The 26035-nt window shown below is 68.6% G+C and carries 26 protein-coding genes; 7 read left to right on the top strand and 19 right to left on the bottom strand.

The genetic code is table 11. The features are described from left to right. Nucleotides 1–5: 5 nt before the first annotated feature. The 5 genes from AC5Y5Z_RS01635 to AC5Y5Z_RS01615 all read right to left on the bottom strand — a co-directional run bounded on the left by AC5Y5Z_RS01635 (nt 6) and on the right by AC5Y5Z_RS01615 (nt 5518). Complete coding sequence (locus tag AC5Y5Z_RS01635; protein ID WP_463824457.1) at nt 6–1994, bottom strand: peptidoglycan D,D-transpeptidase FtsI family protein; 1989 nt, start codon at nt 1992–1994, stop codon at nt 6–8. Further along, entirely contained in the window at nt 1991–3088 is a 1098-nt protein-coding gene (gene ftsL, locus AC5Y5Z_RS01630) for a cell division protein FtsL (RefSeq protein WP_499923059.1), read from the bottom strand. Before ftsL ends, AC5Y5Z_RS01635 begins: the two co-directional genes overlap by 4 nt. Beyond that, a complete protein-coding gene (gene rsmH / locus AC5Y5Z_RS01625; protein ID WP_499923176.1) occupies nt 3085–4257 on the bottom strand; it encodes a 16S rRNA (cytosine(1402)-N(4))-methyltransferase RsmH in 1173 nt (390 codons plus the stop codon). The genes ftsL and rsmH overlap by 4 nt, the downstream gene beginning before the upstream one ends. Before the next feature lies 1 nt (nt 4258). Then, nucleotides 4259–4690, bottom strand: a complete 432-nt coding sequence (mraZ, locus tag AC5Y5Z_RS01620; RefSeq protein ID WP_463824460.1) for a division/cell wall cluster transcriptional repressor MraZ — start codon at nt 4688–4690, stop codon at nt 4259–4261. A gap of 423 nt (nt 4691–5113) precedes the next feature. Further along, nucleotides 5114–5518, bottom strand: coding sequence for an SCO2097 family morphological protein (locus AC5Y5Z_RS01615; RefSeq protein ID WP_463824461.1), 405 nt, complete (start codon nt 5516–5518; stop codon nt 5114–5116). A 283-nt stretch (nt 5519–5801) separates the two neighbouring features. Here AC5Y5Z_RS01615 and AC5Y5Z_RS01610 point away from each other — a divergent pair, with 283 nt between their 5' ends. Both AC5Y5Z_RS01610 and lppM read left to right on the top strand, forming a co-directional pair. Next, a complete protein-coding gene (locus tag AC5Y5Z_RS01610; protein WP_499923056.1) occupies nt 5802–6407 on the top strand; it encodes a GNAT family N-acetyltransferase in 606 nt (201 codons plus the stop codon). A gap of 116 nt (nt 6408–6523) precedes the next feature. Then, nucleotides 6524–7171: a lipoprotein LppM gene (lppM, locus tag AC5Y5Z_RS01605; RefSeq protein WP_463824914.1), complete on the top strand. Its 648-nt coding sequence runs from the start codon at nt 6524–6526 to the stop codon at nt 7169–7171. A gap of 1 nt (nt 7172) precedes the next feature. Here the strand turns inward: lppM and AC5Y5Z_RS01600 are convergent, their stop codons facing one another. Next, a complete protein-coding gene (locus AC5Y5Z_RS01600; RefSeq protein WP_499923055.1) occupies nt 7173–8081 on the bottom strand; it encodes a mycobacterial-type methylenetetrahydrofolate reductase in 909 nt (302 codons plus the stop codon). Between the two features lie 233 nt (nt 8082–8314). Here AC5Y5Z_RS01600 and AC5Y5Z_RS01595 point away from each other — a divergent pair, with 233 nt between their 5' ends. Then, nucleotides 8315–9376, top strand: coding sequence for a polyprenyl synthetase family protein (locus tag AC5Y5Z_RS01595; RefSeq protein ID WP_463824464.1), 1062 nt, complete (start codon nt 8315–8317; stop codon nt 9374–9376). Nucleotides 9377–9380: 4 nt separating this feature from the next. Further along, nucleotides 9381–10928, top strand: coding sequence for an alpha-(1->6)-mannopyranosyltransferase A (locus AC5Y5Z_RS01590; RefSeq protein WP_499923053.1), 1548 nt, complete (start codon nt 9381–9383; stop codon nt 10926–10928). Here AC5Y5Z_RS01590 and AC5Y5Z_RS01585 read toward each other — a convergent pair. Continuing rightward, nucleotides 10915–11319 carry an Rv2175c family DNA-binding protein gene (locus tag AC5Y5Z_RS01585; protein WP_463824466.1) on the bottom strand — a complete coding sequence of 135 codons (405 nt, stop codon included), beginning with the start codon at nt 11317–11319 and terminating at the stop codon, nt 10915–10917. The genes AC5Y5Z_RS01590 and AC5Y5Z_RS01585 overlap by 14 nt on opposite strands. Before the next feature lie 97 nt (nt 11320–11416). Here AC5Y5Z_RS01585 and AC5Y5Z_RS01580 point away from each other — a divergent pair, with 97 nt between their 5' ends. Then, entirely contained in the window at nt 11417–12688 is a 1272-nt protein-coding gene (locus AC5Y5Z_RS01580; RefSeq protein ID WP_463824467.1) for a protein kinase domain-containing protein, read from the top strand. 10 nt (nt 12689–12698) lie between these two features. Here AC5Y5Z_RS01580 and AC5Y5Z_RS01575 read toward each other — a convergent pair whose 3' ends face one another. The 3 genes from AC5Y5Z_RS01575 to AC5Y5Z_RS01565 all read right to left on the bottom strand — a co-directional run bounded on the left by AC5Y5Z_RS01575 (nt 12699) and on the right by AC5Y5Z_RS01565 (nt 15646). Then, on the bottom strand, nt 12699–14087 hold the full coding sequence (locus AC5Y5Z_RS01575; RefSeq protein WP_463824468.1) for a class II 3-deoxy-7-phosphoheptulonate synthase: 1389 nt from the start codon (nt 14085–14087) through the stop codon (nt 12699–12701). Nucleotides 14088–14123: 36 nt separating this feature from the next. Beyond that, on the bottom strand, nt 14124–14615 hold the full coding sequence (locus AC5Y5Z_RS01570) for a polyadenylate-specific 3'-exoribonuclease AS (protein ID WP_499923051.1): 492 nt from the start codon (nt 14613–14615) through the stop codon (nt 14124–14126). A 137-nt stretch (nt 14616–14752) separates the two neighbouring features. Then, nucleotides 14753–15646 carry a hypothetical protein gene (locus AC5Y5Z_RS01565; protein ID WP_463824470.1) on the bottom strand — a complete coding sequence of 298 codons (894 nt, stop codon included), beginning with the start codon at nt 15644–15646 and terminating at the stop codon, nt 14753–14755. A 66-nt stretch (nt 15647–15712) separates the two neighbouring features. Here AC5Y5Z_RS01565 and AC5Y5Z_RS01560 point away from each other — a divergent pair, with 66 nt between their 5' ends. Then, nucleotides 15713–16990 carry a glycosyltransferase 87 family protein gene (locus AC5Y5Z_RS01560; RefSeq protein WP_499923050.1) on the top strand — a complete coding sequence of 426 codons (1278 nt, stop codon included), beginning with the start codon at nt 15713–15715 and terminating at the stop codon, nt 16988–16990. Between the two features lie 24 nt (nt 16991–17014). On the opposite strand, the gene AC5Y5Z_RS01555 is transcribed toward AC5Y5Z_RS01560, so the two are convergent. From AC5Y5Z_RS01555 to AC5Y5Z_RS01535, 5 genes are all read right to left on the bottom strand, one after another. Further along, nucleotides 17015–17764, bottom strand: coding sequence for a lysophospholipid acyltransferase family protein (locus tag AC5Y5Z_RS01555; RefSeq protein ID WP_499923049.1), 750 nt, complete (start codon nt 17762–17764; stop codon nt 17015–17017). A gap of 87 nt (nt 17765–17851) precedes the next feature. Continuing rightward, nucleotides 17852–18247 carry a hypothetical protein gene (locus AC5Y5Z_RS01550; RefSeq protein WP_499923047.1) on the bottom strand — a complete coding sequence of 132 codons (396 nt, stop codon included), beginning with the start codon at nt 18245–18247 and terminating at the stop codon, nt 17852–17854. Then, nucleotides 18244–19518 (bottom strand): ArsA family ATPase, encoded by a 1275-nt coding sequence (locus AC5Y5Z_RS01545; RefSeq protein WP_463824915.1) that lies wholly within the window; start codon nt 19516–19518, stop codon nt 18244–18246. Before AC5Y5Z_RS01545 ends, AC5Y5Z_RS01550 begins: the two co-directional genes overlap by 4 nt. Further along, a complete protein-coding gene (locus AC5Y5Z_RS01540) occupies nt 19515–19949 on the bottom strand; it encodes an SRPBCC family protein (RefSeq protein WP_499923046.1) in 435 nt (144 codons plus the stop codon). Before AC5Y5Z_RS01540 ends, AC5Y5Z_RS01545 begins: the two co-directional genes overlap by 4 nt. Before the next feature lie 118 nt (nt 19950–20067). Then, the gene (locus tag AC5Y5Z_RS01535) at nt 20068–20457 is read right to left on the bottom strand and encodes a polyketide cyclase / dehydrase and lipid transport (protein WP_463824475.1); all 390 of its coding nucleotides are present in this window, start codon (nt 20455–20457) and stop codon (nt 20068–20070) included. Nucleotides 20458–20561: 104 nt separating this feature from the next. On the opposite strand from AC5Y5Z_RS01535, the gene AC5Y5Z_RS01530 reads away from it, so the two are divergent. Continuing rightward, the gene (locus AC5Y5Z_RS01530) at nt 20562–22364 is read left to right on the top strand and encodes an AMP-dependent synthetase/ligase (protein ID WP_499923044.1); all 1803 of its coding nucleotides are present in this window, start codon (nt 20562–20564) and stop codon (nt 22362–22364) included. 24 nt (nt 22365–22388) lie between these two features. Here AC5Y5Z_RS01530 and pimB read toward each other — a convergent pair whose 3' ends face one another. From pimB to AC5Y5Z_RS01510, 4 genes are all read right to left on the bottom strand, one after another. After that, nucleotides 22389–23525 carry a GDP-mannose-dependent alpha-(1-6)-phosphatidylinositol monomannoside mannosyltransferase gene (pimB, locus tag AC5Y5Z_RS01525; RefSeq protein WP_499923040.1) on the bottom strand — a complete coding sequence of 379 codons (1137 nt, stop codon included), beginning with the start codon at nt 23523–23525 and terminating at the stop codon, nt 22389–22391. Between the two features lie 51 nt (nt 23526–23576). Then, nucleotides 23577–24398, bottom strand: a complete 822-nt coding sequence (locus AC5Y5Z_RS01520) for a hypothetical protein (RefSeq protein ID WP_499923039.1) — start codon at nt 24396–24398, stop codon at nt 23577–23579. A 41-nt stretch (nt 24399–24439) separates the two neighbouring features. Then, complete coding sequence (gene ripC, locus AC5Y5Z_RS01515) at nt 24440–25594, bottom strand: peptidoglycan hydrolase RipC (protein WP_499923038.1); 1155 nt, start codon at nt 25592–25594, stop codon at nt 24440–24442. Nucleotides 25595–25767: 173 nt separating this feature from the next. Continuing rightward, nucleotides 25768–26022, bottom strand: coding sequence for a hypothetical protein (locus AC5Y5Z_RS01510; protein WP_463824480.1), 255 nt, complete (start codon nt 26020–26022; stop codon nt 25768–25770). Nucleotides 26023–26035 lie beyond the last annotated feature (13 nt).

The raw sequence follows: 26035 nt of genomic DNA, 5'->3' as shown, positions 1-26035 counted from the left end.
GTCGGCTACATCGCCTGCAAGGTGAGCGGTGGGCCCGGATCCGGTGACAGCGGCACGTTCTCGCGTTGCATCAGCCAGCCGGCGATGTTGTGGAACAGCGGCGCGGCGGAGTGCCCCGGGGTGCCGTCGGCGTTGCGCTGCGGGTTGTCCATCATGATGCCGATGACGTAGCGCGGGTTGTCGACGGTGGCCATGCCCGCAAAGGTGATCCAGTAGACGTCGTCGAAATAGCACCCGCAACTCGGGTTGATCTGCTGCGCGGTGCCGGTCTTGCCGGCCATCTGGTAGCCGGGCACCGACGCTGCGGGTCCGGTGCCCTGCTGGTAACCCATCGGGTCCTGCTGCACCACCGCGCGCAACATGTTGCGCACCGTCTGCGCGGTCTGCGCCGACACCACCCGGATGCCGTCCGGGCGGGGTTCCTCGGTTCGCGTGCCGTCCGGTGCGACGGTGGCCTTCAGGATGCGCGGCGGGATGCGCACCCCGTCGTTGGCGATGGCCTGGTACATGCCGGCCATCTGCAGCAGGGTCATCGAAACACCCTGTCCGATCGGGAGATTGGAGAAGGTGCTGCCCGACCACTGGTCGATCGGGGGCACCAGGCCCGCGCTCTCGCCGGGCAACCCGACGCCGGTGCGTTGACCGAGGCCGAACTTGCGCACCATGTCGTAGAAGCGCTCCGGACCGACGCGCTGCGCCAGCATCAACGTGCCGACGTTGGACGACTTCCCGAAGACGCCGGTCGTGGTGTAGGGCATCACGCCGTGTTCCCAGGCGTCGTGGATGGTGACCCCGCCCATCGAGATGGTGCCGGGCACCTGCAGCACCTCGTCGGGGTTGGACAGGCCGTACTCGATGACCGAGGACGCGGTGATGATCTTGTTCACCGAGCCCGGTTCGAATGGCGAGGACACCGGCAGGTTGCCCAGTTGCCGCTCCCCCTGCCGCCCGAGGTCCTGGGACGGGTCGAAGGTGTTGTCGTTGGCCATGGCCAGCACTTCGCCGGTCCTGGCGTCCAGCACGACCGCCGAGACGGTGTGGGCGCCGGACGCGTTCTTGGCCTGCTGCACCTGCTGCTGGACGTAGAACTGGATATCGTCGTCGAGGGTGAGCTGGATGGTCGAGCCGTGCACCGCCTTGTGCCGGTTGCGATAGCTGCCGGGGATCACGACGCCGTCGGACCCGCGGTCGTAGGTGACCGCACCGTCGGTGCCGGCCAGCATGGCGTCCAGCGCATCTTCCAGACCCAGCAGACCGTGGCCGTCCCAGTCGATGCCGCCGACGATGTTGGCTGCCAGCGACCCGCCGGGGTACTGACGCAGGTCCTGGCGCTCGGAGCCGACCTCGGGGAACTTCGCCGAGATCGCGTGTGCGACAGCGGGATCCACTGCGCGGGCCAGGTAGACGAACGACTCGTTGCTCTGCAGCTTCTTCAGGATGGTCGCCGCGTCGGGCTTGTTGTTCAGTCGGCCGGCCACCTCTTTGGCGATGGCGGCGAGCCGCTCCTGGGGGTCCGGTGCGCGCGACGACTTCTTCTTGGCCTCTTCCAGCTGCTGGCGGACCCGGTTGGGCTGGAAGGTCAGCGCGCGGGCCTCGATGGTGAACGCGAGCCGGTCGTTGTGGCGGTCCACGATGGCGCCGCGGATCGCCCGTTCGACGTCGGTGACCTTGAGCTGGCCGGCGGCCTGGGCGTTGAGCTGCGAGGCGTTGGACACCTGCAGGTAGAACAGCTGAGCGATGGCGACCAGCATCAGTACGAAGATGATGCCGTTGCCCGCGCGATGCCGGAAGATGAACGAGGCGCCCCGGGTGGTGACTTCGGCCGCCTGGCGGGTGCGTCGAGCGCGCGCCGAGTGTCCTGCCGGCGCTGCCTCGGGCCGGGCGGTCGCCCGGGATCGCTTGGCGTCGGCGGCTTTCCGTGATCGCTTGGGTTGCCGCACCGCCTGGGCGTCGCGGGCTTTGCGGGGAGTGCGCCGCTCCTCGCCGCGGTTCATCGGGTGGCCCCGGGGGCCGCGGGCGCCGTCGGTATGACGGGCCCGAACTGTTCGGGGTTGGCCGGCAGCGGGGTGGTCACCAGGCCCGGTGGCTGCGGTGTGGGCACCAGCACCGGCGGCTGCGCGGCGGGCGCCGGGAGCGCGAACCCGTTGGACGGCAGCAGGTCGGCGTGCACGGAGTTGGGCGCCGGGGTGGGCACTGCCGATCCCGGCACGGGTAGCGGACCACCCGGCACGGTCGTCGGAGCCCCCGGTGTCATACCGGGAAGGTGGGGGCCGTCCAGGGTGGTTGCGCCGTTCGGCCCGCGCTGCAAGACCTGCGGCGGCGTCGGGTCCCCGGTGCCCGGTGCGACCCGGACCGCAACCTCAGGTGGGCTCACCACCGGCGGTGGCGGGGGTGGCGGGGGCGCCGCGTCGGGCAGTTTGGCGTTCAACGGCGGCGGCGGCACGCCGTCGGCGGGCCGCGGTGTGCCCACCACCACCCAGGTGCCGTCCGGTGCCTGAACCAGGTGGGCGGTGTCCCTGGTGGGGATCATGCCCTGCTTGCGCGCCGCCTCGGCCAGCGCCGGCGCCGATTCCGCCTCCCGCACGTCGCGCTCCAGCGACTCCTTCTGCTGTTGCAGCATCCGGGTCCGCTCCCGGGCATCGCTGAGCTGATAGGAGCGCTCAGCCGCGTCGGTGGACAACCACAGCGTCAGTCCCAGCCCCACTCCGAGCGAACCGATGACCAGCACCACGAACGGAATACGGCTGAGCAGCGTGTGTGGCCGCAGGTCGATCTCGGCCAGCCGGGCGGCCAGCCGTTCGGTGAGTTTGGGCCGTACCACCTTGGGCGCCTTGGCTTTCCGGGCCTTGGCCCGAGCCTTGGCCTGGCTGGTGTTCTTCGCCCGGCCCGGCCGTTCCGCGGGTCGGGTTATCGGGCTGGTCTGCGGCCCCGATCTGGGCACCCGGGCTTCGCGGTTGGCACCCGCCGGCGTGCGCGACGGATTGCGGCGCTGCGACGCGTCAGCCGCGTTGCGGGCACTGGTCCGGGCCGCACGTCGACCGCGACGATCGGTGTCGTGACGTTTCGACGCCTCGCGCTGTGTGCTCATGCATAGCCCTTCCCGCTTGCCCGCTCTACTCGTTGCAGTGCCCGCAACCGCACCGGGGTGCTGCGGGGGTTGCGCTCCATCTCGGCCGCATCGGCACGTTCGGCGCCGTGCGTCAGCGACCGGAATCGCGGCTCGTGGCCGGGAAGTTCGACCGGCAACCCCGGTGGTGTCCGGGAGGCCGTCGCGTCGGCGAAGGCGCGTTTGACGATCCGGTCCTCCAGCGACTGGTAGGCCAGCACCACGATCCGGCCACCCACCGCGAGTGCGTCCAGTGCGGCGGGAATGGCGCTGCGCAACGACCCCAGTTCGTCGTTGACCGCGATGCGCAGCGCCTGGAAGGTCCGTTTGGCCGGGTGTCCGCCGGTCCGCCGGGCCGGCGCCGGAATCGCCTCGTAGAGCAGCGCGACCAGGTCGGCGGTGGAGGTGAACGGGGTGCGGGCGCGTCGCCGTACGATCTGGGCCGCGATGCGCCGGGCAAAGCGCTCCTCGCCGTAGCGGTGCAGAATGCCGGCCAGCTCCGCTTCGGGGTAGGTGTTCACCACGTCGGCTGCCGTCAGCGGCGACGACGGGTCCATCCGCATGTCCAGCGGTGCCTCTTTGGCGTAGGCGAAGCCCCGCTCGGCCCGATCGAGCTGCATCGAGGACACGCCCAGATCGAACAGCACTCCGTCGATGGAGTCTGTTGCGCCACAACCGGTTTCATCGAGAGCGGCGTCGATGCCGTCGTAGCGGGTGTGGACCAGCGTGATCCGGTCGGCGAAGCGGGCCAGCCGGGCGCCGGCGATGTCGAGCGCGGTCGGGTCGCGGTCGAGCCCGATCAGTCGCAGCCCCGGCAGGGCGGTGAGGAACCGTTCGGCATGCCCACCGGCCCCGAGCGTCGCGTCGACCAGGACGGCACCGGAACCGTCGGAGTGGTGTCGGGTCAGCGCCGGGTCGAGCAATTCGATGCACCGCTGCGCCAGCACCGGCACATGTCCGAAATCACCTGCGCTGCTTCCTGATTCGCCGGAATCCGGGTCAGGCACTTGGACACCTCCCCGGTTCGGGCCGCACCGAATTACCGGCCTGGTCGCCCGTGCACCGTGGTCTCTGACCGAAAGCACGCACCTGACGTTGGGGAAGTACGCCAGGGTCGGTTCGGGCAGAGACCACGGTGCACCGGCATGCACCTCAGAAGATGTCGCCGAGTGCTTCATCGCTGGCCGCGGAGAAGTTCTCTTCGTGGATTTGCTGGTAGTTGTTCCAGGCCTGCGCATCCCAGATCTCGATGAAGTCGACCGCACCGATCACCACGCAGTCCTTGGACAGCCCGGCGTAACGACGGTGGTCGGCCGACAACGTGATGCGGCCCTGCGCGTCGGGGTGCTGCTCATCGGTGCCGGCGGCGAGATTACGCAGGAAGGCCCGTGCCTCGGGGTTGCTGCGGGGCGCCTTGCTGGCCCGTCGTGCCAGCTGCTCGAACTCCGAGCGCGGGTAGACGGCGAGGCTGTGGTCCTGGCTCTTGGTGACCATCAACCCCCCTGCCAACGCGTCGCGAAACTTGGCCGGCAGCGTGAGCCGCCACTTGTCGTCGAGCTTGGGCGTGTAGGTGCCGAGAAACACGGCGGCACCTCCAACTTGCTTCTCACCCAAACACTTCGGCCACCATACCCCACAATCCCCCACTTCTCCCCATAAACACCCCTTCCGCGAGTGTCGAAGCGGCGAATCACCGAACCGGGTCGCCATCGGGGTGCGCAAGACTGCCGCAGACAGGGTTCGAAGACCCAGAAAAGCGCATTTCAGAGCCTATTTGGTGGCGCCGAAACGGTGGTGGGGCGAGGTGGGGGGCACTGGACACAAGTTCGCTACGAGTTCGGCACGGAATGGCTTCGTACGCCGCGTTGTGGGTGTCCGGCGGTCCGGAATCTGCCACTGTGTCCGTCGACCCGGCGCGGGACGCTCCGGCACCGACCGGCACGGGCAGGCCGGCGAACAGAAACGGGGCAGCCGCTCGGCTACCCCGTCATGTGTTGGCGCGCAGGACTACTCGTCGAAGCGACGCCGGAACCGGTCCTCCATGCGGCTGGTGAACGAACCACCGCCGCCCTTGGCGCGACGCGAGCGCGACGCACTCGGCGGCGACACCCCGTGATCCGCTTTGCCGGGCAACGGCCGACCGGTGACCGCGTACACCACACCGGCGAACATCACCACGAATCCCAGCACGCTCAACACCGGGAAGGTCCCGATCATCGTGGCTTTGAATGCCACCCCGGAGACCAGCATGGCCAGGCCGACCACGAACAACGCGGTGCCCTGCAGACGGCGCCGCGCGGTCGGGGCACGAAAGCCACCCCCGCGGACACTCGACGCGAACTTGGGATCCTCGGCGTAGAGGGCGCTCTCGATCTGATCGAGCATTCGCTGCTCATGATCGGAGAGTGGCATTCGTCCCTCCTTGCCGAAAGATTGTGACGTCATCACCGATAGCACACATATAGCCCGTTGCGGGGCAATTAACTCCGATGATACGAGGTCATTTAGTGCGGTACCACTGATTCGCCCGCGATTCTATCCCGGCTACGACCGCCGCCGCGATACGGCCCGCGACAGCACCGGGTGCCACGCCGCACATCCTGGCTCGGCAAGACTGCTTGTCGCGCAGCCGAGCCCGCGTCCGATACTGGACCCACCGATCCGACCCCGACCACGCTGAGGAGGACACCGCGACGTGGCGATCTTCCTCGTCGACCTGCCGGCTGCCGAAATGGAGCGCCGCCTCACCGACGCGCTGCGGGTGTATGTCGACGCGATGCGCTACCCGCGCGGCACCGAGAACCAGCGTGCCGCGATGTGGTTGGAACACACCCGCCGGCCCGGCTGGCAGGCGGTGGCCGCGGTCGAGGTGGGCAAGCGGGCCGCGGACGGCCCGCCACCCCCGGCGGCCGAACTCCGCAACGCACCGCTGGTGGGCATCGCCTACGGATACCCGGGCGCCCCTGGCCAGTGGTGGCAACAGCAGGTCATCCTGGGGTTGCAGCGCAGCTGTCTGGCGCCGGCGGCCATCGACCGGCTGATGACCAGTTACTTCGAACTGACCGAACTGCACATTCACCCCCGCGCCCAGGGCCGGGGACTCGGCGAGGCGCTGGCCCGCCGGCTGCTGGCGGGTCGCCACGAGGCGAACGTCCTGCTGTCCACGCCGGAGACCAACGGCGAGTCCAACCGGGCCTGGCGGCTGTACCGACGGCTGGGCTTCACCGACGTCATCCGCAGCTACTACTTCGCCGGTGATCCGCGCGCGTTCGCCATTCTCGGACGCGCCCTGCCGCTATGACCGGATGGCGCAGCTGTGCGGCACACCGGGTCTGGCACGATGACCTGGTGCGCGCCAGCTCTCCCCCACTTTCCCCGCTGCGCTCCCGCCGGAGCCGCAAGCTGCTGGCCATCGTCATGCTGCTGATGGTGGTGCCGCTGGCCACCGGATGCCTGCGGGTCCGGGCCTCGCTGACCGTCTCGCCCGACGATTTGGTGTCCGGCGAAATCATCGCGGCCGCCAAACCGAAGAACAACAAGGACACCGGGCCGCAACTGGACTCGAACCTGCCGTTCGGTCAGAAAGTCGCGATCTCGAACTACGACAGCGACGGCTACGTCGGCTCACAGGCGGTGTTCTCCGATCTGACCTTCGCCGAGTTGCCCCAGCTCGCCCACATGAACCCCGACGCCGCGGGGGTCAACCTGTCGATGCGCCGCAACGGCAACCTGGTGATCCTGGAAGGTCGCGCCGATCTGACCTCGGTGACCGACCCCGACGCCGAAGTCGGGTTGACCGTCGCCTTCCCGGGCACCGTCACCTCCACCAACGGTGACCGGATCGAGCCCGAAGTCGTGCAGTGGAAACTCAAACCGGGAGTGGTCAGCACCATGACCGCGACGGCCCGCTACACCGACCCCAACACCCGCTCGTTCACCGGGGCCGGCATCTGGCTGGGCATCGCATCATTCGCGGTCGCCGGGGTGGTGGCGATGCTGGCGTGGGTCAGCCGGGACCGCTCGCCGCGGTTCACCGCGCCCACCGACCAGTCGTCGTCGGCCTGAGTTACTGCCCGCCCACTGTCTCCGGCGAGGGCGCCCAGTAGGCGAGCATCTCGGCGAAGGTGTCGAAAGCCGGCCCGGAAACCCCGTAGGTGGCCTCCAGGTGGATGCTCAGCGGAAAACCGAGGTCGGCGACCCCGTCGACCACCCGCTTGTACAGGTCGACGAGTTGAGCGCGTTTGTCCGCGGGCTCGCTGGCCGCCAGCTTCTTGACGAACTTTTGCTCCTCGGCCACCGCGGAGTTACCCGGATCCTGGATCAGCCAGTTGATCAGCCCGACCCGGCTCTCCACTTTGGGCACGAAGCCGAACGACAGCAGGATTTCCGGCCGGTGGTCGGTCTCCTTGGCGAAATCGGTCAGGAACCCGACGATGGCGTCGGAGTAGAGCAACTGGGTCATGCCGTAGGTCGCGCCCTGGTTGCATTTGAAGTTCAGCCGGCCGTGTTCGCCGTCCCGGGTCGGAATCACGATCACGCCGCGATTGGTCACCGCGTCGCGATAGATCGACAACGCGTCGGTGGGCGCCACGCCCGAGCCCTCGCCGTCGTTCATGGTGCGCGGCACCCCGACGAAAACCACGCCCTGCATGCCGGCCGCCGTCAGTGCAGCCAGGCGCTCGCCCAGGGTGTGCTGGTCCAGGAACGCGGTCACCTGGGTGCACAGGCCGTACAACCCGGGCAGCTCCGGCTTGATGATCGACCAGAAGTCCAGCACGTCGAGCTTGGGCTTCATCGGCACCGGACGGTCGTCGTCCTCGGCGATCATGCCGGGGATCATCACGTGCCGCAGCCGCCCGTCCAGGCCCGACTCGGCGGCGTACCGCACCACCTTGTGCGCGTCCTCCAAAGCCCGCTCGCGGCCGTCGTCCACATTCGGTGGCACCAATTCCAGCGCGATGGTGTTGAGCGTCACGCGGCCCCTCATTCTGCAGACAAGTTGTTCTCGCGCTCCGTCGCGCAAAGCTTGGACAGACCCCACGACAGCATAGGGGCGCGTAGTCAGCGGCTCCGAGCCGCCGGTGGCTGCGGCTCCGCGTACTCCGGCAAACACCGCGGCGGCATACACTGTCGGGCCAGAGGCACACCGAATCGGAAAGGGGCGCCGCGCTGAGTCTGGAAGCATCGGCAACGTCGGCGACCGTCGAGGTGGCCGGCGCTGTCACCGAACAACTGCGGCGGTACCTGGACGACCGGCGCGGTGAATCCGGTTACCTCGGAGCCGAGTTCGACTCCCTGACCGATTGGCTGGCGGACTTCGTCCTCACCGGCGGCAAGCGCCTGCGGCCGGTGTTCGCTTACTGGGGGTGGGACGCGGTCGCCGGCCGGGCGCCCGATCCCGATGCGCTGCTGCTGTTCTCCGCGCTGGAACTGCTGCACGCCTTCGCCCTGATCCACGACGACGTGATCGACGCATCGGCCACCCGCCGCGGCAAGCCGACCGCCCACATGCACTTCGCAGCGCTGCACCGCGCGCGCCGGTGGCGCGGGTCCGCCGACCAGTTCGGCATCTCGGCGGCGATCCTGCTCGGCGACATCACCCACACGTGGGCAAACGATGTGGTGTCCCGTGCGCCGCTGACCGCCGAGGCCCGGGACCGGGTCGAGCGGGTCTGGACGGCGATCCGCACCGAGGTGCTCGGCGGCCAGTACCTCGACGTGGTCGCCGAAGCCTCGGTATCGGCTTCGGCTGACGAATCGCTGGCCGCCGCGATGACCGTCGCCACCTTCAAGACCGCCTGCTACACGGTGACCCGTCCACTGCAGCTCGGGGCGGCCGCCGCCGCCGACCGTCCGGAGGTGGCCGCCGTCTTCGAGGCGTTCGGCACCGATCTGGGGGTGGCGTTCCAGCTGCGTGACGACGTGCTCGGGGTGTTCGGTGACCCCGAGGTCACGGGCAAGCCGTCCGGGGACGATCTGCGGTCGGGTAAGCGCACCGTGCTGCTGGCCGAGACCACCCGCCTGGCCGAGACGTCCGATCCGGCGGCGGCCCGGCTGTTGCGCGAATCGATCGGCACCGACCTGACCGACGCCCAGGTGCGCGAACTACGGCAATTGATCGAGGGGGTGGGCGCGCTGGCCGCCGCGGAGAACCGGATCACCGAACTCACCGAACGTGCGCTGACCACGCTGGCCTCGGCGCCGATCAGCGCGAGCGCCAAAGCAGGGTTGACCGACCTGGCCCGAGTGGCCACCGACCGGTCCGCCTGAATCGATGAGCGCTCCGACGCCGACCCCGGCCGCCGACACCACGGCTCTGAAAGTAACCGTGGGTCAACGCTTTTCCCGCTTCCGCACGGTCGCTACCGGCTCCGAGGGCGGGCCGGCGCGACTGGGGTTCGTGGGGTCCGTGCTGATCACCCTGGGCGGCCTGGGTGCGGGCAGCACCCGCCAGCACGACCCGCTGCTGGAGGCGATCCACATGTCCTGGCTGCGGTTCGGCCATGGGCTGGTGCTCTCGTCGATCGTGCTGTGGGTCGGCGTGGGTCTGATGCTGATCGCCTGGGTGCGGCTGGGTCGACGGGTGCTCGCCGGCGCGGCCGACGAGTTCACCATGCGGGTGACCACCGCCTGCTGGCTGGCCCCGCTGTTGCTCTCGGCACCGGTGTTCAGTCGCGACACGTACTCCTACCTGGCGCAGGGGGCGTTGTTGCGCGACGGCTTCGACCCGTACGCGGTGGGCCCGGTCGGCAATCCGAACTCGCTGCTGGACGACGTGAGCCCGATCTGGACGATCACCACCGCCCCGTATGGTCCGGCGTTCATTTTGGTGGCCAAGTTGGTGACGATGCTCGTCGGCAACAACGTGGTGGCCGGAACCATGCTGCTGCGGCTGTGCATGTTGCCCGGGCTGGCGTTGCTGATCTGGGCGGCGCCGCGGCTGGCACGCCACGTCGGCGCCGACGGCGCCAGGGCGCTGTGGATCTGCGTGCTGAACCCGCTGGTGCTGATCCATCTGATGGGCGGGGTGCACAACGAGATGCTGATGGTGGGCCTGATGGCGGCCGGCATCGCGTTGACGCTGCGACGCCGGCAGGTAGCCGGGATCGTGTTGCTCACTTTCGCAATCGCCGTCAAGGCCACCGCGGGGCTGGCGTTGCCGTTCCTGGGGTGGGTGTGGATGCGGCATCTGCGCGACGACCGGGGCTGGCGGCCGGTGCCGGCGTTCCTGGTCGCCGCGCTGTCCACGGTGGCGATTTTCGTGGCGGTGTTCGGGGTGATTTCGGTCGCGGCCGGGGTCGGCCTGGGCTGGCTGACCGCGCTGGCCGGGTCGGTGAAGATCATCAACTGGCTCACGGTGCCAACCGCCGCCGCGAACCTGATTCACGCTTTCACCAGCGGGTTTCTGCCGGTGCAGTTCTACGCCGTGCTGCGGATCGCCCGGCTGGTGGGCATCGGCGTGATCGCGGTGTCACTCCCGGTGCTGTGGTGGCGGTACCGCCGCGACGACCGTGCCGCGCTGACCGGCATCGCCGCGGTGATGCTGGTGGTGGTGTTGTTCGTGCCCGCCGCACTGCCCTGGTACTACTCGTGGCCGCTGGCGGTGCTGGCCCCGCTGGCCCAGTCGCGACGCGCGATGGCCCTGATCGCCGGATTCTCGACGTGGATCATGGTGATCTTCAAACCCGACGGCTCGCACGGCATGTACTCCTGGCTGCACGTCGGGCTGGCGACCGCGGCCGCGCTGTGGGCCTGGCATTCGCTGAACCGCGCCCCGGAAGCCGAGGACGCGCCGGACGACGCTGCCCTCAGTACGCCATAGCCTGGGCGCGCCGCACCACTTCGCGGGCCTGGTGCGCATGCAACGCATCGACCGGGCGCGCGTTGTTCAGGGCGTCCCGGGAGCCGTCGCGGGTGACGGTCAATGAGGGGTCCGGGGTGAAGAGCCAGCGCACGATCTCGGTGTCGTGGTAGCCGCCGTCGTGCAGGATCGTCAACAACCCGGGCAGGCTCTTGACGACCTGGCCGGACGTGGTGAAGAAGACCTGCGGCACCACGAGGCCTCCGGCGCGGCGCACCGCGACCAGGTGTCCCTCCCGCAGCTGCTGCTGCACTTTGCTCACCGGTATGCCGAGCAGTTCGGCGACCCGGGACAGGTCGTAGGTCGGTTCTTCAGGATCGAGTACGTCGTCGCCGGCCGGGATGCTGCCCACCAGGTCAGTCTAGAACCGCAGGACGGCCGCGTCTGCGCCTTCGGTGCGGAATCTGCGCCTACCGCGGGTCAGTCGCGTCGACCCCTACGATGACTGCGTGGCCGAACCTGGATCGCCCGGCATCCCGCCGGGACGCACCGGCCCGTACCGTCGCCCGGCCGGGGACCCGCTGCACGACGCGCTGCTCGACGGCCGCTACCTCATTCAGGAAAAGATCGCCAGCGGCGGCACCTCGACGGTGTATCGCGGCCTGGACACCCGCCTGGACCGGCCCGTCGCGGTGAAGGTGATGGACCCGCGTTACTCCGGTGACCAGCAGTTCCTGACCCGGTTCCAGCTCGAGGCGCGCACCGTGGCCCGGCTGAAGAACCCGAACCTGGTCGCGGTCTACGACCAGGGCCAAGACGGGAGGTACCCGTTTCTGGTGATGGAGTTGATCGACGGCGGCACGCTGCGTGAGCTGCTGATCGAGCGCGGACCGATGCCCCCGCACGCGGTGATAGCGGTACTGCGCCCGGTGTTGAACGGGCTGGCCGCCGCGCACCGGGCCGGTCTGGTGCACCGCGACGTCAAACCGGAGAACGTGCTGATCTCCGACGACGGCGAGGTCAAGATCGCCGATTTCGGTCTGGTCCGCGCCGTGGCGGCAGCGGGGATCACCTCGGCCAGCGTGATCTTGGGCACCGCCGCCTACCTGTCACCCGAGCAGGTGCGCGACGGCACCGCCGGACCCCGCAGCGACGTCTACTCGGTGGGGATTCTGACCTACGAACTGCTGACCGGGCGAACCCCGTTCACTGGCGACACCGCGCTGTCCATCGCGTATCAGCGGCTGGACACCGAGGTCCCGCCGCCGGGCGCCGCGATCGAGGGCGTGCCCACGCAGCTCGACGACTTCGTCGCCTGCGCCACCGCGCTCGACCCCGCGCAGCGCTACGCCGACGCCATCGAGATGGCCGCCGACGTGGAATCGATCGCCGAAGAGCTGAATCTGCCGGACTTCCGGGTGCCGACGCCGCGCAACTCCGCCCAGCACCGCTCTGCGGCGCTGCACCACGATCGGATGGCCGGGCGCCCGGCCGGCGCGCCGGTGCCCCACCCCACCCGTCAGTTCACCCGGGAACCCGGGGACTGGCCCGAACCCGACGATCCGGATGTGCCGGCCGACTTCGATCAGGACGTCGACTTCGACGCCGACGATTCCGGGCACTTCGCCGGCATCCCGCTCGACGAGTTCAGGTGGGAGCGCCAGCACGGCCGGCGCATGATCCTGATCTGGGCGGCGGTGGTGCTGACCCTGACCGGGCTGGTTGCGACCGCGGGCTGGAACATCGGGGTGCACCTGAGCAGCCTGCTGCACGCCGGCTGATCGGCCGGGGTCAGTCGCGCAGCATCTCCGCGACCAGGAACGCCAGCTCCAGCGACTGCTGGGTGTTCAGCCGCGGGTCGCACGCCGTCTCGTACCGGCCGGACAGGTCGCTGTCGGAGATGTCCTGCGCGCCGCCGAGGCACTCGGTGACGTTCTCGCCGGTGATCTCGACGTGGATGCCACCCGGATGCGTACCCAGCGCGCGATGCACCTCGAAGAAGCCCTGCACCTCGTCGACGATGCGATCGAAGTGCCGCGTCTTATACCCCGTCGAGGACTCGTGGGTGTTGCCGTGCATCGGGTCGCACTGCCAGATGACCTGGTGGCCCGCGGCCTGGACCTTCTCGATGATCGGCGGCAGCACGTCGCGCACCTTGTTGTTGCCCAACCGGCTCACCAGCGTCAACCGGCCCGGCCTGTTGTGCGGGTCGAGCCGTTCGACGTACTCCACGGCCAACTCGGGGGTCATGGTGGGCCCGATCTTGACGCCGATCGGGTTGGCGATCACCTCGGCGAAAGCGACGTGCGCACCGTCGAGTTGGCGGGTCCGTTCGCCGATCCACACCGTGTGCGCCGACAGGTCGTAAAGCTGCGGTTCGCCGTTCTCGTCCTCGGACAAGCGCAACATGGACCGCTCGTAGTCGAGCACCAGCGCCTCGTGGCTGGCGTAGATCTCGGCGGTCTGCAGGTTGCGGTCGGCCACCCCGCAGGCGCTCATGAACCGCAGCGCGCGGTCGATCTCGCTGGCCAGCGCCTCGTAGCGGGCGCCGGCCGGCGAGGTGCGCACGAATTCACGGTTCCAGTCGTGGGCCAGGTGCAGCGAGGAGAAGCCCGACGACGTCAGCGCGCGCACCAGGTTCATCGCGGCGCTGGCGTTGGCGTAGGCGCGCACGAGGCGGGACGGGTCGTGGTCGCGGACCGCGGCGTCGGGCGCGAAGCCGTTGATCATGTCACCGCGGTAGGACTTCAGGCCCAGCGCGTCGATGTCGGCCGACCGGGGTTTGGCGTACTGGCCGGCGATGCGCGCCACCTTGACCACCGGCATGCTGGCGCCGTAGGTCAGCACCACGGCCATCTGCAGCAGGGTGCGGATGTTGCCCCGGATGTGCGGCTCGGTGTTGTCGGTGAAGGTTTCCGCACAGTCGCCGCCCTGCAGCAGGAATGCCTCGCCGCGAGCGACCTGGGCGAGGTGTTCCTGCAGGCGGACGATCTCTGACGACACCGTCACCGGCGGCACGCTCTCGAGCACCGTGCGCATCGCCGCGGCCTGCTCGGTGTCCCAGCTGGGCTGCTGAGCGGCCGGTTTGGCCAGCGCTGCGTCCAGTTGCGCACGCAAATCGGCGGGCAGCGGCGGCAGCGGCGGCAGCTGGTCGATAGGGATATCGACGGTCCAGTTCATCGGTCCATCGTAACTGTGGCCGTGCGCACCGGCTGATCAGGGCGAACGCTGCTCCGCGGTGATTATCCGGTAGCGGTGCAACTGATCCCGCGCGTCGACCAGGGCGTCGTGCACGTCAGCCGATCGTGGCGGCAGCCGCGGGCAGCCCCGGTCTTCCCACAACTGGCGCAGCTCGCGGGTGAACCGGGGTATCGCTTTGGGCAGAGCGGGCATCGGGCCCCACAGCTGGCACAGCGCCACATGGTCGTAGGCGCCCACCCACGCCCACAGCTCTATCGGGTCGGGGCCGTCCACCCCCAGGAACTCGGTCAGGTCGGCGCGGATCCGGCTGCGCGAGCGCCACAGCTGGGAGGCCGGCGAGGGCAGCTTGGGTAGCACGTGGGTCCGCACCCAGGGCCCGGCACGCTGCGGGTCGAATTCGGTGGATACCGCGTAATACTCGCGGCCGTCCTCGGCGACCACCCCGATCGAGATCAGCTCGATGGTGCGGCCGTCCTCGATGAACTCGGTGTCGTAGAAATACCGCACCGCCGCAGCTTAGTGCGACTCAGCTCGGGCTAGCCCGGCTCCGCCCGGCTCCGCTCGGCTCCGCCCGGCGAGCAGACGCAGAATCGCACGATCCGGCCCGCCGGAGTGCGATTCTGCGTCTGCTCGCGCAGGGGGGGTCAGCTGCTGATAGGGATGGGCTCGGTGCCGTCGGGCGGCGGGGCGGGGTGCACATCCAGGTCCAGTTGGGCGTCGACGGTGCGGTCGTCGGGCAGCTGCGGCGTTCCCGCGATCGCGCCTTGCAGCCACAGCTTGGCCCGCACCACCGGACGCCGCCATCGGCGCTCGCGGGCCAGCGCGCGCCGCATCTTGCCCGGCCGGGTGGTGTAGCGCCAGCGCGCCCACGGTGCATGCGGCCGCGACAACCGAACCGCGCCGATCACCAGCAGCACCACCAGGAACATGCCCAGCAGACCGGTCCACACCTTGCCCTTGAGCAGCACGACCACCGCCAGCGGCAGCGTCACCACCACCGCGCCGACCAGGGTGCTCTGCAGCACCACCCAGTCGCCGTCGTAGCGGATCGGCAACAGGAACATCAGCGGGTGCAGGCCCAGGATCAGCAGACCGGCGACGGCCACCGCGGCGAACACCGCGTCCACCGAGGTGCGCCCGTCCTGCTCCCAGTACACGTCGGACAGGTGCAGGATCAGCGCGTATTCGTCGAGCACCAGCGCCGCGCCGATGCCGAAGAAGGTCGCGGCCACCGACAGTTGGGGTACCTGACCGTCGACCGACAACGTCACCAACGTCAGTCCGGCGACCATCACCAGCACCACCCCGAACGTGACGTGGTGGATGTGCAGCGACCCGACGTGGATGTTGCGCGGCTGCCACCATTTGGCCGGGGCACCGCCGCGGACGTCCCGGTGGCGGATAATGCGGACAAAGGTGCGGGTGACGAAAAACGTCAGGATGAAGGCCACCAGGCAGCACAGCAGCGGCAGATGGCCGCGATCGATGATGTCGTGCTGCAGCCAGTGGTGCACTCCCCACAAGCTACGCCAGCGCATCCGCACAACCCGGAAGCCGCGCTGTGCGAACAACACCCGGCGCCGCAACGATAGGCTGTCCTCGACATGAGTAAATGGCGGTCGCCCGACGTGGGCAGTCGACTCGGGCGGGTTTCGCTGTGGTGCCTGCTCTGGCTCCTCGCCGCGCTGGCACTGGGCTACGCGTGCTGGGACCTGTTCGTCGACATCCCTTATCGCATCGATATCGACATCTACCAGATGGGCGCCCAGGCGTGGTTGGACGGTCGTCCGCTCTACAGCGGCAACGTGTTGTTCCACACACCGATCGTCGATCTGCCCTTCACTTATCCCCCGTTGTCCGCGATCGTGTTCAGCCCGTTCGCCTGGATGGGCATGGCGGCCGCCACGCACGTGATCACCGTCTTGACCCTGCTGGTGTTGTTGGTGTCGACGACCATCGTGCTGAGCAGCCTGAACGTCTGGGACGACTCCCGACTGCTGCCCGGCCCGGCTTTGTTGCGCCGGTCCTGGCTGGCGGTGCTGATCGTCGCGGCGGCCACCGTCTGGCTGGAACCGATCAACTCGAACTTCGCCTACGGTCAGATCAATGCGGTGCTGATGACCCTGGTGATCGCCGACTGCTTCCCGCGTCGCACTCCCTGGCCGCGCGGAGTGCTGCTGGGGGTGGGCATCGCGCTCAAACTGACCCCGGCGGTGTTCCTGCTGTATTTTCTGCTGCGCCGCGATACCCGGGCCGCGCTCACTGCGCTGGGCACCTTCACGGTCGCGACGCTGGTCGGCTTCGTGCTGGCCTGGGGCGACTCCTGGGAGTACTGGACGCACACGCTGCGGCACACCGATCGCATCGGGGACTCCGCGCTGAACACTGACCAGAACATCGCCGGGTCGCTGGCCCGGCTGGGGCTCGGCGAACACGCACGGCTGCCGTGGTGGGTGCTGGCGTGCCTGGTGGTGCTGGCGCTGACCGTGTGGGCCATGCGTAGGGTGCTGCGGGCCGACGAGCCGTCGCTGGCCGTTATCTGCGTGGCCCTGTTCGGGCTGGTGGTGTCCCCGGTGTCGTGGTCGCACCACTGGGTCTGGATGCTGCCCGCGGTCATGGTGCTGTCGGTGCTGGCCTGGCGGCGGCGCAACGTCGCGCTGGCGGTGGTCGCCGCCGCAGGCGTGGCGCTGATGCGGTGGACGCCGATCGACCTGCTGCCCAAGCATCACGAGTTGACCGCGGCCTGGTGGCGGCAGCTGTTGGGGATGTCCTACGTGTGGTGGGCATTGGCAGTGATCCTCGTCGCGGGCCTCACGGTCACCGCGAAGCTGACATCACCACGCACTACCGCACCCGAACGCACGCCGGTAGCGGCCGCCTAGCTATTCCGGGTCACTCGGGGCTAGTCAACCGGCGGCGGTCTCAGGGATCCGCGCCGCGTCGGAGGTCTCCAACTTGGACCCCGCCGGCCCGTCTTCGGTGGCGCTGCCGTCCTTGACGCTGGCCGCGTAGATGTCGACGTACTCCTGCTCGGACAAGCCCATCAGCTCGTACATCACCTCGTCGATGACGGCACGCTCGATGAAGTGGTTGCCGGCCAGCCCGTCGAACCTGGAGAAGTCCATGGGCTCACCGAAGCGCACCGTGACGCGGCCGAACCGCAACCGGGATGTGCCGGGCGGGTTGACCACGTTGGTCCCGATCATCGCCACCGGGATCACCGGGACCCCGGTCTGCAGGGCGAGCCGGGCCAGCCCGGTCTTGCCCTTGTACAGCCGACCGTCGGGGGAACGGGTGCCTTCGGGGTACATGCCCAGCAGCTTGCCCTGGCCCAGAACCTCTTTGGCGGTCTCCAGCGCGGCCTGCGCGGCTTCGGAGTCGCTGCGGTCGATCGGCACCTGGCCGACGGCGGTGTAGAACCAGCGGTTGAACCAGCCCTTGAGTCCGGTGCCGGTGAAGTATTCGGCTTTGGCCAGGAAGGTGATTCGCCGACGCACCACCAGCGGCAGGAAGAAGCTGTCCATGACCGCCAGGTGATTGCTGGCCAGGATCGCCGGGCCGGAACTCGGAACGTGTTCCAGCCCTTCGACTTTGGGACGACCGAGCAGGGACAGCAACGGGCCGAGGAGGACGTACTTAAACAGGTAGTACCACATGGTTCTCCCTCATGCCCCACACCGGAACGGTGTCTGCGCCAACTGTACCCATCGACGATGGCTCCGACCACCTCGCAACCGGGTGGCTCACTCGTGCAGCGTAACGGGGATGGGCTGGTAGCGCGTTTTCGCGGTGCCGTCGCCGGTGGCGCTGTTAACGTCGGCGCCCGGGCCGCCGGAATCGGCACCACCGGATACGTCGTCTTCGGGAGGCACCACGGTGTCGTCGATGTCGGCGACGATCGCCCGGACCACTTCCAGCAGCGCGACACTGTGGTTGGCGATGATCGTCACCAGCGGATGCTGCTCGCCGGTCACCACCGCCGCCAGCGCGCACACCGGGCACCACACCTGCTGGCACTTGCCGGCCCCGCCGCTGATCGCCGTCATGGCTGCCGCACGCACCCCGGGATCGATGCCGTCCAGGATCGACTGCGCCAGCCGGCGCAGTTCGGGACCGATGTCGGTATGAGCCCCACTCACTTTGGCCATACCTCCGGATCTGGTCGAAATCGTACTGTCAGCTCGGTGCCGCGCAATTGGGCGTCCAGCACCGTACATCGTCGCAGTACCGAAGCCAATCTCACCCGGCGACGCACCCCACCTGCGCTGATGACCAAATCGTCGTCGGACCGCCCCAGGGTGAGCGAGCCGGGATCGAGTTGGGGCAACGCTAGTCGCAGTCGGTATATCGAATCCAGCCCCGACCCCGATTCCAGGTCGACGACGGGACGAATGGGGCCGGGCGGGGACTCGCCGCGACGGCGCCGGGCACTGTCGAGCAGTCCGGCCAGGGCCTTGGGTCCGATCGGCTCGCCGGCCTGGTGCGGCACCAGCACCAGCGCCACGTCGCCGATGGTGACGTCCAACTCCTCCAGCACCGCGCGTTGCTCGGAGATCCGTTCGGCATACCAGTAGAACGCGGGATGGTCCGGCAGGCTGCGGTACTCGTAGTTCTCGTCACGCACCAGCACCTGGTTGACCAGGAGTTCCTCTACCCGAACACCCATCAGGGCCAACGACCCCAGCGTCCGGGCGGCCTCCGCGGCAACCACCCGCTCGGGGGTCAGCACCAGGTGCGCGCTGACCGACTCCCCGTCGGCCAGCAGCGAGCCCAGACGATCGACGCTGTCGCTGATGCGTTCCAGCAGGTTCACCACCGCGCCCGACCGGGCGTCGTCGGCGCCGATGCTCAGTCGGCGGTGCCGCGGCCACGCGCGTTCGACATAGAGGCCGAAGGTCGCAGGCAAAGTCAGCATGCGCAGGGCGTCGGCGGTGGAGGCGCAATCGACGACGATGCGGTCCCAGCGGCCGGAGGAGGCGAGTTCGCCGACCGCGTGCAGACCCAGCACTTCTTGGATGCCGGGCAGCGCCGAGAGTTCTTCGGGGGCCATGCTGGCCAGGTCGGAGTCGGGCAGTTGCGCATCGAGCGCCTCGGCGACGTCGCGCCAGCGGTGCTCCAGCAACGCGAGCGTGTCCAGGGCCAGGGCGTCCAGGGAGCCGCCGCTGGGCTCGGCGTCTTCGGTTTCCAGATCGGTGAAGACTCGGACTGCGTCGCCGGTACCCGTCGGCGGCACCGGGACACCCAGTACGTCGCCCAGCGAGTGCGCCTGGTCGGTGGACACGATCAGCACCCGCCGACCACCGCTGGCATCGCACACCGCGGTAGCAGCTGCCAGGGTGGACTTCCCTACCCCGCCCTTGCCGACGAAAAGGCTGATCCGAGCCGGGGTGGGCGCGGCGGAATCACTCAGCCCTCGACTCGTTTCTTCAGGTCTTTCAATGCGCCGTCGATAATCCTGCGCTCGGCCTTGCGCTTGAGCATGCCAATCATCGGGACGGCCAGGTCAACAGCGAGTTGGTAGGTGACGTCGGTGCCAGAACCCTTGGGCGCCAAGATGTATGAGCCCTCGAGGGACTTGAGCAGCGAACTGGACTCCAGCGTCCAACTCAACGAGTTGCGGTCCGCGGGCCACTCGTAGTTCATGATCAGGGTGTCCCGGAAGATGGTCGCGTCCATCAGCATGCGGGCCTTCTTGGCGTAGCCGTCGTCGTCGGTCTCGAGGACTTCGACCTGCTTGTACTCGTTGATCCAGTCCGGGTAGGACTCGAGGTCGGCGATCGCCGCCATCACCTCGGCCGGATCGGCGTCGATATAGATTGTCTGCTCCGTCTTGTCCGCCACCTGGCAGTCCCTTTCGCGTTCCCGTCCCGCACCGTTCTCGGGAGCGCCCTTCTCCCGGCTGAAACGGTACTCCCCTGAGCTGCGTCCTTCGGTCGGCTCGATGCCAACCTCGACCCGGTTAAACTACCGGAGAAACACCGACCGGACGTGACTCTTCCAGGGTCGTCTTCACCTCGAACGCCATTTTCTTGCCCGCTACTCGGCGCCGGTGCGTCATCTTCGCCAGGTTCAGTTTGGCCAACTCCGCGGCCGATACGCCGCTCGGCTCGGCGTGCAGGAAATAGTGCAGGATCACGCCGTCCAGCGACGGTTCCAGCCAGACTTCCATGGTTCCGGTCAAGGCTCCGGTGACCGCCCATCGGATGCCCTTCTCGGCACGGTTCTCGGTGACCTGCAGCCGCAGATCGGGCCACCACCGGCGCCACTTCGACTGATCGGCGACCGCGGCCCCGACCAGCGCCCCGTCGGCCGCGACATACGTCTGGTCAGCAATCTGGATGCTGTTCATCGCCTCAGCTTCACATACTGGCCGACGTCGCGACGGTGCGACCCGGTACCGCACTAGGCTGTTCACAGCAAGCCGACCCCACCTAGGTCAAGCGAGGAAATAGAGTGCGTCAGTACAGTGTCCCTGCCCGCTTTTCGGTAGCCGAGCACGACAATGTGGCGGCCGTGGTGTTCGAGCACGAACGCGACGACCCTGACTATGTGATCTACCAACGCCGGATCGACGGCGTCTGGACCGATGTCACCTGCGCCGAAGCCGCAAGTCAAATTCGTTCTGCCGCACTGGGTTTGATCGGCCTGGGCGTCGAGGCCGGGGACCGGGTCAGTATCTTCTCGGCGACCCGCTACGAGTGGGCGATCCTCGATCTGGCGATCCTGGCGGTGGGTGCGGTCACGGTGCCGATCTATGAAACGTCGTCGGCCGAGCAGGTGCGCTGGGTGCTGAAGAACTCCGAAGCGGTATTGGCGTTCGCCGAAACCGACGCGCACGCGGCGACCGTCACCGAACTCACCGGCGACCTGCCCGCACTGCGCCGGGTGCTGCACATCGACGGCTCCGGTCCCAAGGCTCTGGATCAGTTGGTGGAGGCCGGCGAATCGGTCGACCCCGCCGAGCTGACCGCACGCCAGGAGGGGCTGCGGTCCGAGGATCCCGCGACGCTGATCTACACCTCGGGTACCACCGGACGGCCGAAGGGCTGCCAACTCACCCATTCCAACCTGCTGCACGAGATCCGCGGTACCCGGGACTGCCTGCCGACGTTGCTGTGCGAGGGTCAGCGGCTGTTGGTTTTCCTGCCGCTGGCCCACGTGCTGGCCCGCGCGCTGACCCTGTCCGCGTTCACCAGCAAAGTCACGGTCGGCTTCACCAGCGACATCAAGAACCTGCTGCCGCTGTTCGCGGAGTTCAAACCGACTGTGGTGGTATCGGTTCCGCGGGTGTTCGAGAAGGTCTACAACACGGCCGCGCAGAACGCCTCCAACGACGGCAAAGGCCCCATCTTCAAGGCCGCGGCGCAGACCGCGGTCGACTGGAGCCGCGCGTTCGACGACGGCAAGCCCGGCCTGGTGCTGCGCACCAAACACGCGTTGTTCGATCGGCTGGTCTACCACAAACTGCGCGCGGCGCTCGGTGGCGACTGCCATGCTGCGGTGTCCGGCGGGGCACCGCTGGGCGCCCGACTGGGGCACTTCTACCGCGGTGTCGGCCTGACCATCTACGAGGGCTACGGCCTGACCGAGACCAGTGCCGCGATCACCGTCAACCAGGTCAACGGCCTCAAGATCGGGACGGTCGGCAGCCTGTTGCCCGGCAACAGCCTCAAGATCGCCGAAGACAAGGAACTGCTGGTGCGCGGGGGCGTGGTGTTCAGCGGTTATTGGCAGAACGAGCAGGCCACCGAGGAAGCCTTCGCCGACGGCTGGTTCCGCACCGGAGATCTGGGTTCCATCGACGAAGACGGCTTCCTGAGCATCACCGGCCGCAAGAAGGAGCTGATCGTCACCGCGGGCGGCAAGAACGTTGCGCCCGCGGTGCTCGAGGACCAGTTGCGGTCGCACCCGCTGATCAGCCAGGCGATGGTGGTCGGGGACAACAAGCCGTTCATCGGCGCGCTGATCACCATCGATCCCGAGGCGTTCGACGGCTGGAAGAGCCGCAACAGCAAAGCCGACAGTGCCTCGGTGGGCGATCTGGCCACCGATCCCGATCTGATGGCGGAGGTGGATACCGCCGTCAAGCAGGCCAACCTGCAGGTGTCGAACGCCGAGTCGATCCGCAAGTTCCGGATTCTGCCGGTGGACTTCACCGAGGACACCGGCGAGCTGACACCGACCATGAAGGTCAAGCGCAACGTGGTGGCCGAGAAGTTCGCGTCCGACATCGAAGCGATCTACGACAAGGAATAGCGACGGGCGCGTGGCCGGCCGGGATCAGTCCCCGGACAACAGGCCCGCGAGCCGCTCGGTCAAGGTGTCCCAGCGCCACTGCGCCTGCACCCACCCCCGGCCGGCGGCACCCATCGCCGCCGCCCGGTCGCGATCGGTCAGCAGCCCGGTGACAGCTGCGCCGATGTCCTGCACCGAGTTGCCGTCGACCACCAGCCCGGTCTTGTTGTGCTGCACCGCTTCCGGAGCTCCACCGGAATCGCCGGCGACCACCGGTACCCCGGTGGCTGAGGCTTCGAGGAACACGATGCCCAGCCCCTCGACGTCCATTCCGGCGCCGCGGGTACGGCACGGCATGGCGAACACGTCGGCCATCGCGTGATGGGCGGGCAGTTCGTCGCCCGGCACCCCGCCGGTGAAGGTCACGTGGTCGGCGACCCCACGGTCGCGCGCCAACTGGCGCAGCGTCTCTAGATAAGGTCCGCCACCGACGATCACCAGCGCCGCGCCGTCAACCTGCTGCCGGATCGCCGGCAGTGCCTTGATCAGCATGTCCTGGCCCTTGCGGGGCACCAGCCGGGACAGGCACAGCACCGTCGGCCGGTCCCCCAGCCGGTAGCGCTTGCGCAACTCTGCGCGGGCGGCCGGGTCCGGCCGGAACCGGTCGCTGTTCACCCCGGGCGGCAGGTACTCCAGTGACGCGCCGGGCCCGAAGGCGGGCGCGAACCGGGATCGGGTGTAGCGGCTGACGAAGGTCACGACGTCGGTCCCGTCGCCGATGCGGCGCAGCACCGACCGCGCCACCGGCAGCATCGACCAGCCCACTTCGTGGCCGTGGGTGCTGGCCAGCACCCGGGTGGCCCCGGCCTGCCGGGCGCGCGGCGCCAGCAGGGCCAGCGGTGCGGCCGCGCCGAACCAGACCGTGTCGATGTCGTGCTCGGCGATCAGCCGGCGCATCCGGGCGTCCACGGTGGGAACGGGCAGCATCAGCGTGGTGGGATGGCGCACCACGCGATAGCCGGCGGCGGCGTCAAAAGCCTCGGCGCCCTTCCACTTCGGCGCATACACGGTCACGGTGTGCGCACCGGCGCCGGCCAGCCGGCTGACGAATTCCGCCAGATACGACTGGATCCCGCCGCGCCGCGGCGGAAAGTCGTTGGTTACCAGCAGGACCCGGCTCACCACGTCACGTTAGCCCGGCCGGTCCGCAAACCGGTCCTCGGCGCGCGCAGATCAGGCTCGGTCGGCCGCCCAGTTCCGCCACCGGTTCGGCAGGTCGGCAGCGTCGACGCCGAGCACGGCACGGATGGCGGTCTGCACATCGCCATGCCCCACCCCGCAAGCGGACCGGTAGAGTTCGCGCAATTTCGGCACCCCGTAGATATCGGCGACGAACCGCGCGAACCACCACGCCCGGTCGTATACCTGCGAGCGCTGCGGACCGGTGGCGTCCAGTTCGGAGTCCGTGGGCAGGGTGGTTGCCGCGTCGGCGGGCACCGCGGTCGGCGGCCTGGCCACGTAGTCGGCCACACCTTCGGCCAGCCACCGGGGCGCGTCGGTAGCCGTGTCCGCCCGAGCGGCGAAGTGAAAAAGCTCGTGCGTCAACACAATTCGCAATGCACCCGCGCTCATCCCGGCCGCGCCGGGCGCGAACACGATCCGGGCGCCCAGGGCGGTGCGCAGCGCCGGATCGACCCGGTCGACCACGGTGACCGCGGCGATGTCCGTCCACTGCGCCGCCGGACCACCCCCGGCTGCGACCCGGAACTGCTCATCGGTGCCGGTGGCGATCACCGGGATCTCGGGTGACCAGTCCGGGCCCCAGAACGCGACCACCGCCTCGACAGCCGGGCGCATGTCCGCTGCCACCCGGGACAGCAGGCGACCGGCATCGGGCCCACCTTCATTCGTTGACCGCACGATGCGATCCGGCGTGGTGCCCACGGCGAATCGGTGCTCGATGCTGTCCGACGACGTGGTGACAACCGGGGCGGGTTGCTCGGCCTGCTGGTGAACTGCGACGACCAGCGCCGCACACAGCTCAGCGACCAGCACGCACGCCAGCAGCTGGGAACGCCGGCGTGAGGCCGCGATCGTCAGTAGCGGCGGGCGTCGTAGATCGGACCGGAGGAGTCCATCGGTACCACCCGGACCGGCTGGCCGAAGGTGGAGGAATGGACCATCATTCCGTCGCCGATATAGATGCCGGTGTGTGACGCATCGGAGTAGAAGGTCAGCACGTCACCGGGCTGCAGCTCGCCGAGCGACACCGGCTGACCGCCGTGCGCCAGCGCCTGACTGGAGTGCGGCAACGAGATGCCGGCCTGCTGGAAGGCCCACATGACCAGGCCGGAGCAGTCGAATCCACCGGGCGCGGCACCACCCCACACGTAGGGCGACCCGATTTGGGTCAACGCGGCCTGGACCACGACGGCACGGTCCCCGCCACCCCCGCCTCCGCCGGGCTGCATGGTGAACGGCGCGCCGGTCACCGGCGGCTCGCCAGGCGCGGGAGCGCCCTCGGGGGCCGGTGGAGCACCCGGCGGCAGGGCCTCGGGAGCCGGTGCCCCCGGAACCTGCTCGGGCACCGGACCGGGACTGGCCAGCGCGGTGCGCTGCGCCGGGGTCAGCGCCAGGTATTGCGACTTCACCACGGCGATCTGCACCTGCAGCTGACTCTGTTTGTGCTGCAGGTTCGCCCGCACCGCAGCGGCCTGCTCGGCGGCGGCCTTGGCGTCCGCCGCGGACTTGGCGGAGACCTGCGCGGCCTTGGCGGCCTGCTCGCCGGCGGCCTTGAAGCTGGCCATCTGCGCGGACATCTGACCTGCCATCACCCGCTGCACGGACAGCCCGTCGATGAGCAGCTGCGGAGAGTCGGCGGTCAGGATGGCGTCCAGCCCGTCGGTGCGGCCACCCATGTAGGTCGCGGCGGCGAGCTTGTTCACTGCGGTCTGGAAGGTGGCCAACTTCGCTTGCGCGGCGCCCACGGCAGCCTGGTCGTCCACGAGCTTCTTGTCCGCGGCCCGCTGGGCGGCCAGCTTCTCGTTCAGGTCGAGTTGGGCGCTGTGCATCGCCTCGGTGGTCTGCTCGGCCTGACGGGAGAGTTCGTTCAGTTTTGCCAGTGCGTCCTCGGCCGGATCGGCCATCACCGCGGCGGCCGTGATGCCGGAAAACACGACGAAGCTCGTCAACGAACCGATGGCAAACTGCTTGATTGCGCGCGCGGTCAAGTGCCTAAAGTCGAGCCTCAAGATTTGCTTCCTTAAACTGCCATCGACGCCAATGCGACGAGCTGGTTTAGGTCTCAAACAGGTTACGAAATGATATCGACGTTTGTCCAAAGGGACGGGTTAAGAAATTAGGTAGATTTCTGTCATTTTTATGTGAAGCCGGGTTCATGCCGTCGTCGACCCTACACGAGGTATCACGCCACGCCAGACTCCCTTCCGCGCCGGATCGGCACCAGGCGCAGCCGCGGCGCCATCCCCACCTCTGCCAGCGCTTCCAACGCGACTTGCTCGTCGTAGGAAAGGGTTTCGGGTACGCCGAGCAAGACGCTCACCACACAGTCGCGGCATCCCGGGCCGCGCACCGCGCAGTCATCGCAGTCGATGACGACCGGCTCCCCCGGGCGTGGCGCACTGCCACCGCGGCTTTCGGTTCCGCTGCTGAATGCCATCTGAGTCGGTCCT

Source organism: Mycobacterium sp. NGS29 (assembly GCF_059812965.1).
This window is presented reverse-complemented; position numbering and strand designations above follow the sequence as displayed.

Bases quoted from the DNA above. Each gene is read 5' to 3' on its own strand.
- AC5Y5Z_RS01635 (WP_463824457.1), bottom strand. From the start codon at position 1,994: ATGAACCGCGGCGAGGAGCGGCGCACTCCCCGCAAAGCCCGCGACGCC.
- ftsL (WP_499923059.1), bottom strand. From the start codon at position 3,088: ATGAGCACACAGCGCGAGGCGTCGAAACGTCACGACACCGATCGTCGC.
- AC5Y5Z_RS01615 (WP_463824461.1), bottom strand. From the start codon at position 5,518: ATGCCACTCTCCGATCATGAGCAGCGAATGCTCGATCAGATCGAGAGC.
- lppM (WP_463824914.1), top strand. From the start codon at position 6,524: ATGCTGCTGATGGTGGTGCCGCTGGCCACCGGATGCCTGCGGGTCCGG.
- AC5Y5Z_RS01590 (WP_499923053.1), top strand. From the start codon at position 9,381: ATGAGCGCTCCGACGCCGACCCCGGCCGCCGACACCACGGCTCTGAAA.
- AC5Y5Z_RS01575 (WP_463824468.1), bottom strand. From the start codon at position 14,087: ATGAACTGGACCGTCGATATCCCTATCGACCAGCTGCCGCCGCTGCCG.
- AC5Y5Z_RS01565 (WP_463824470.1), bottom strand. From the start codon at position 15,646: ATGCGCTGGCGTAGCTTGTGGGGAGTGCACCACTGGCTGCAGCACGAC.
- AC5Y5Z_RS01560 (WP_499923050.1), top strand. From the start codon at position 15,713: ATGAGTAAATGGCGGTCGCCCGACGTGGGCAGTCGACTCGGGCGGGTT.
- AC5Y5Z_RS01555 (WP_499923049.1), bottom strand. From the start codon at position 17,764: ATGTGGTACTACCTGTTTAAGTACGTCCTCCTCGGCCCGTTGCTGTCC.
- AC5Y5Z_RS01535 (WP_463824475.1), bottom strand. From the start codon at position 20,457: ATGAACAGCATCCAGATTGCTGACCAGACGTATGTCGCGGCCGACGGG.
- AC5Y5Z_RS01510 (WP_463824480.1), bottom strand. From the start codon at position 26,022: ATGGCATTCAGCAGCGGAACCGAAAGCCGCGGTGGCAGTGCGCCACGC.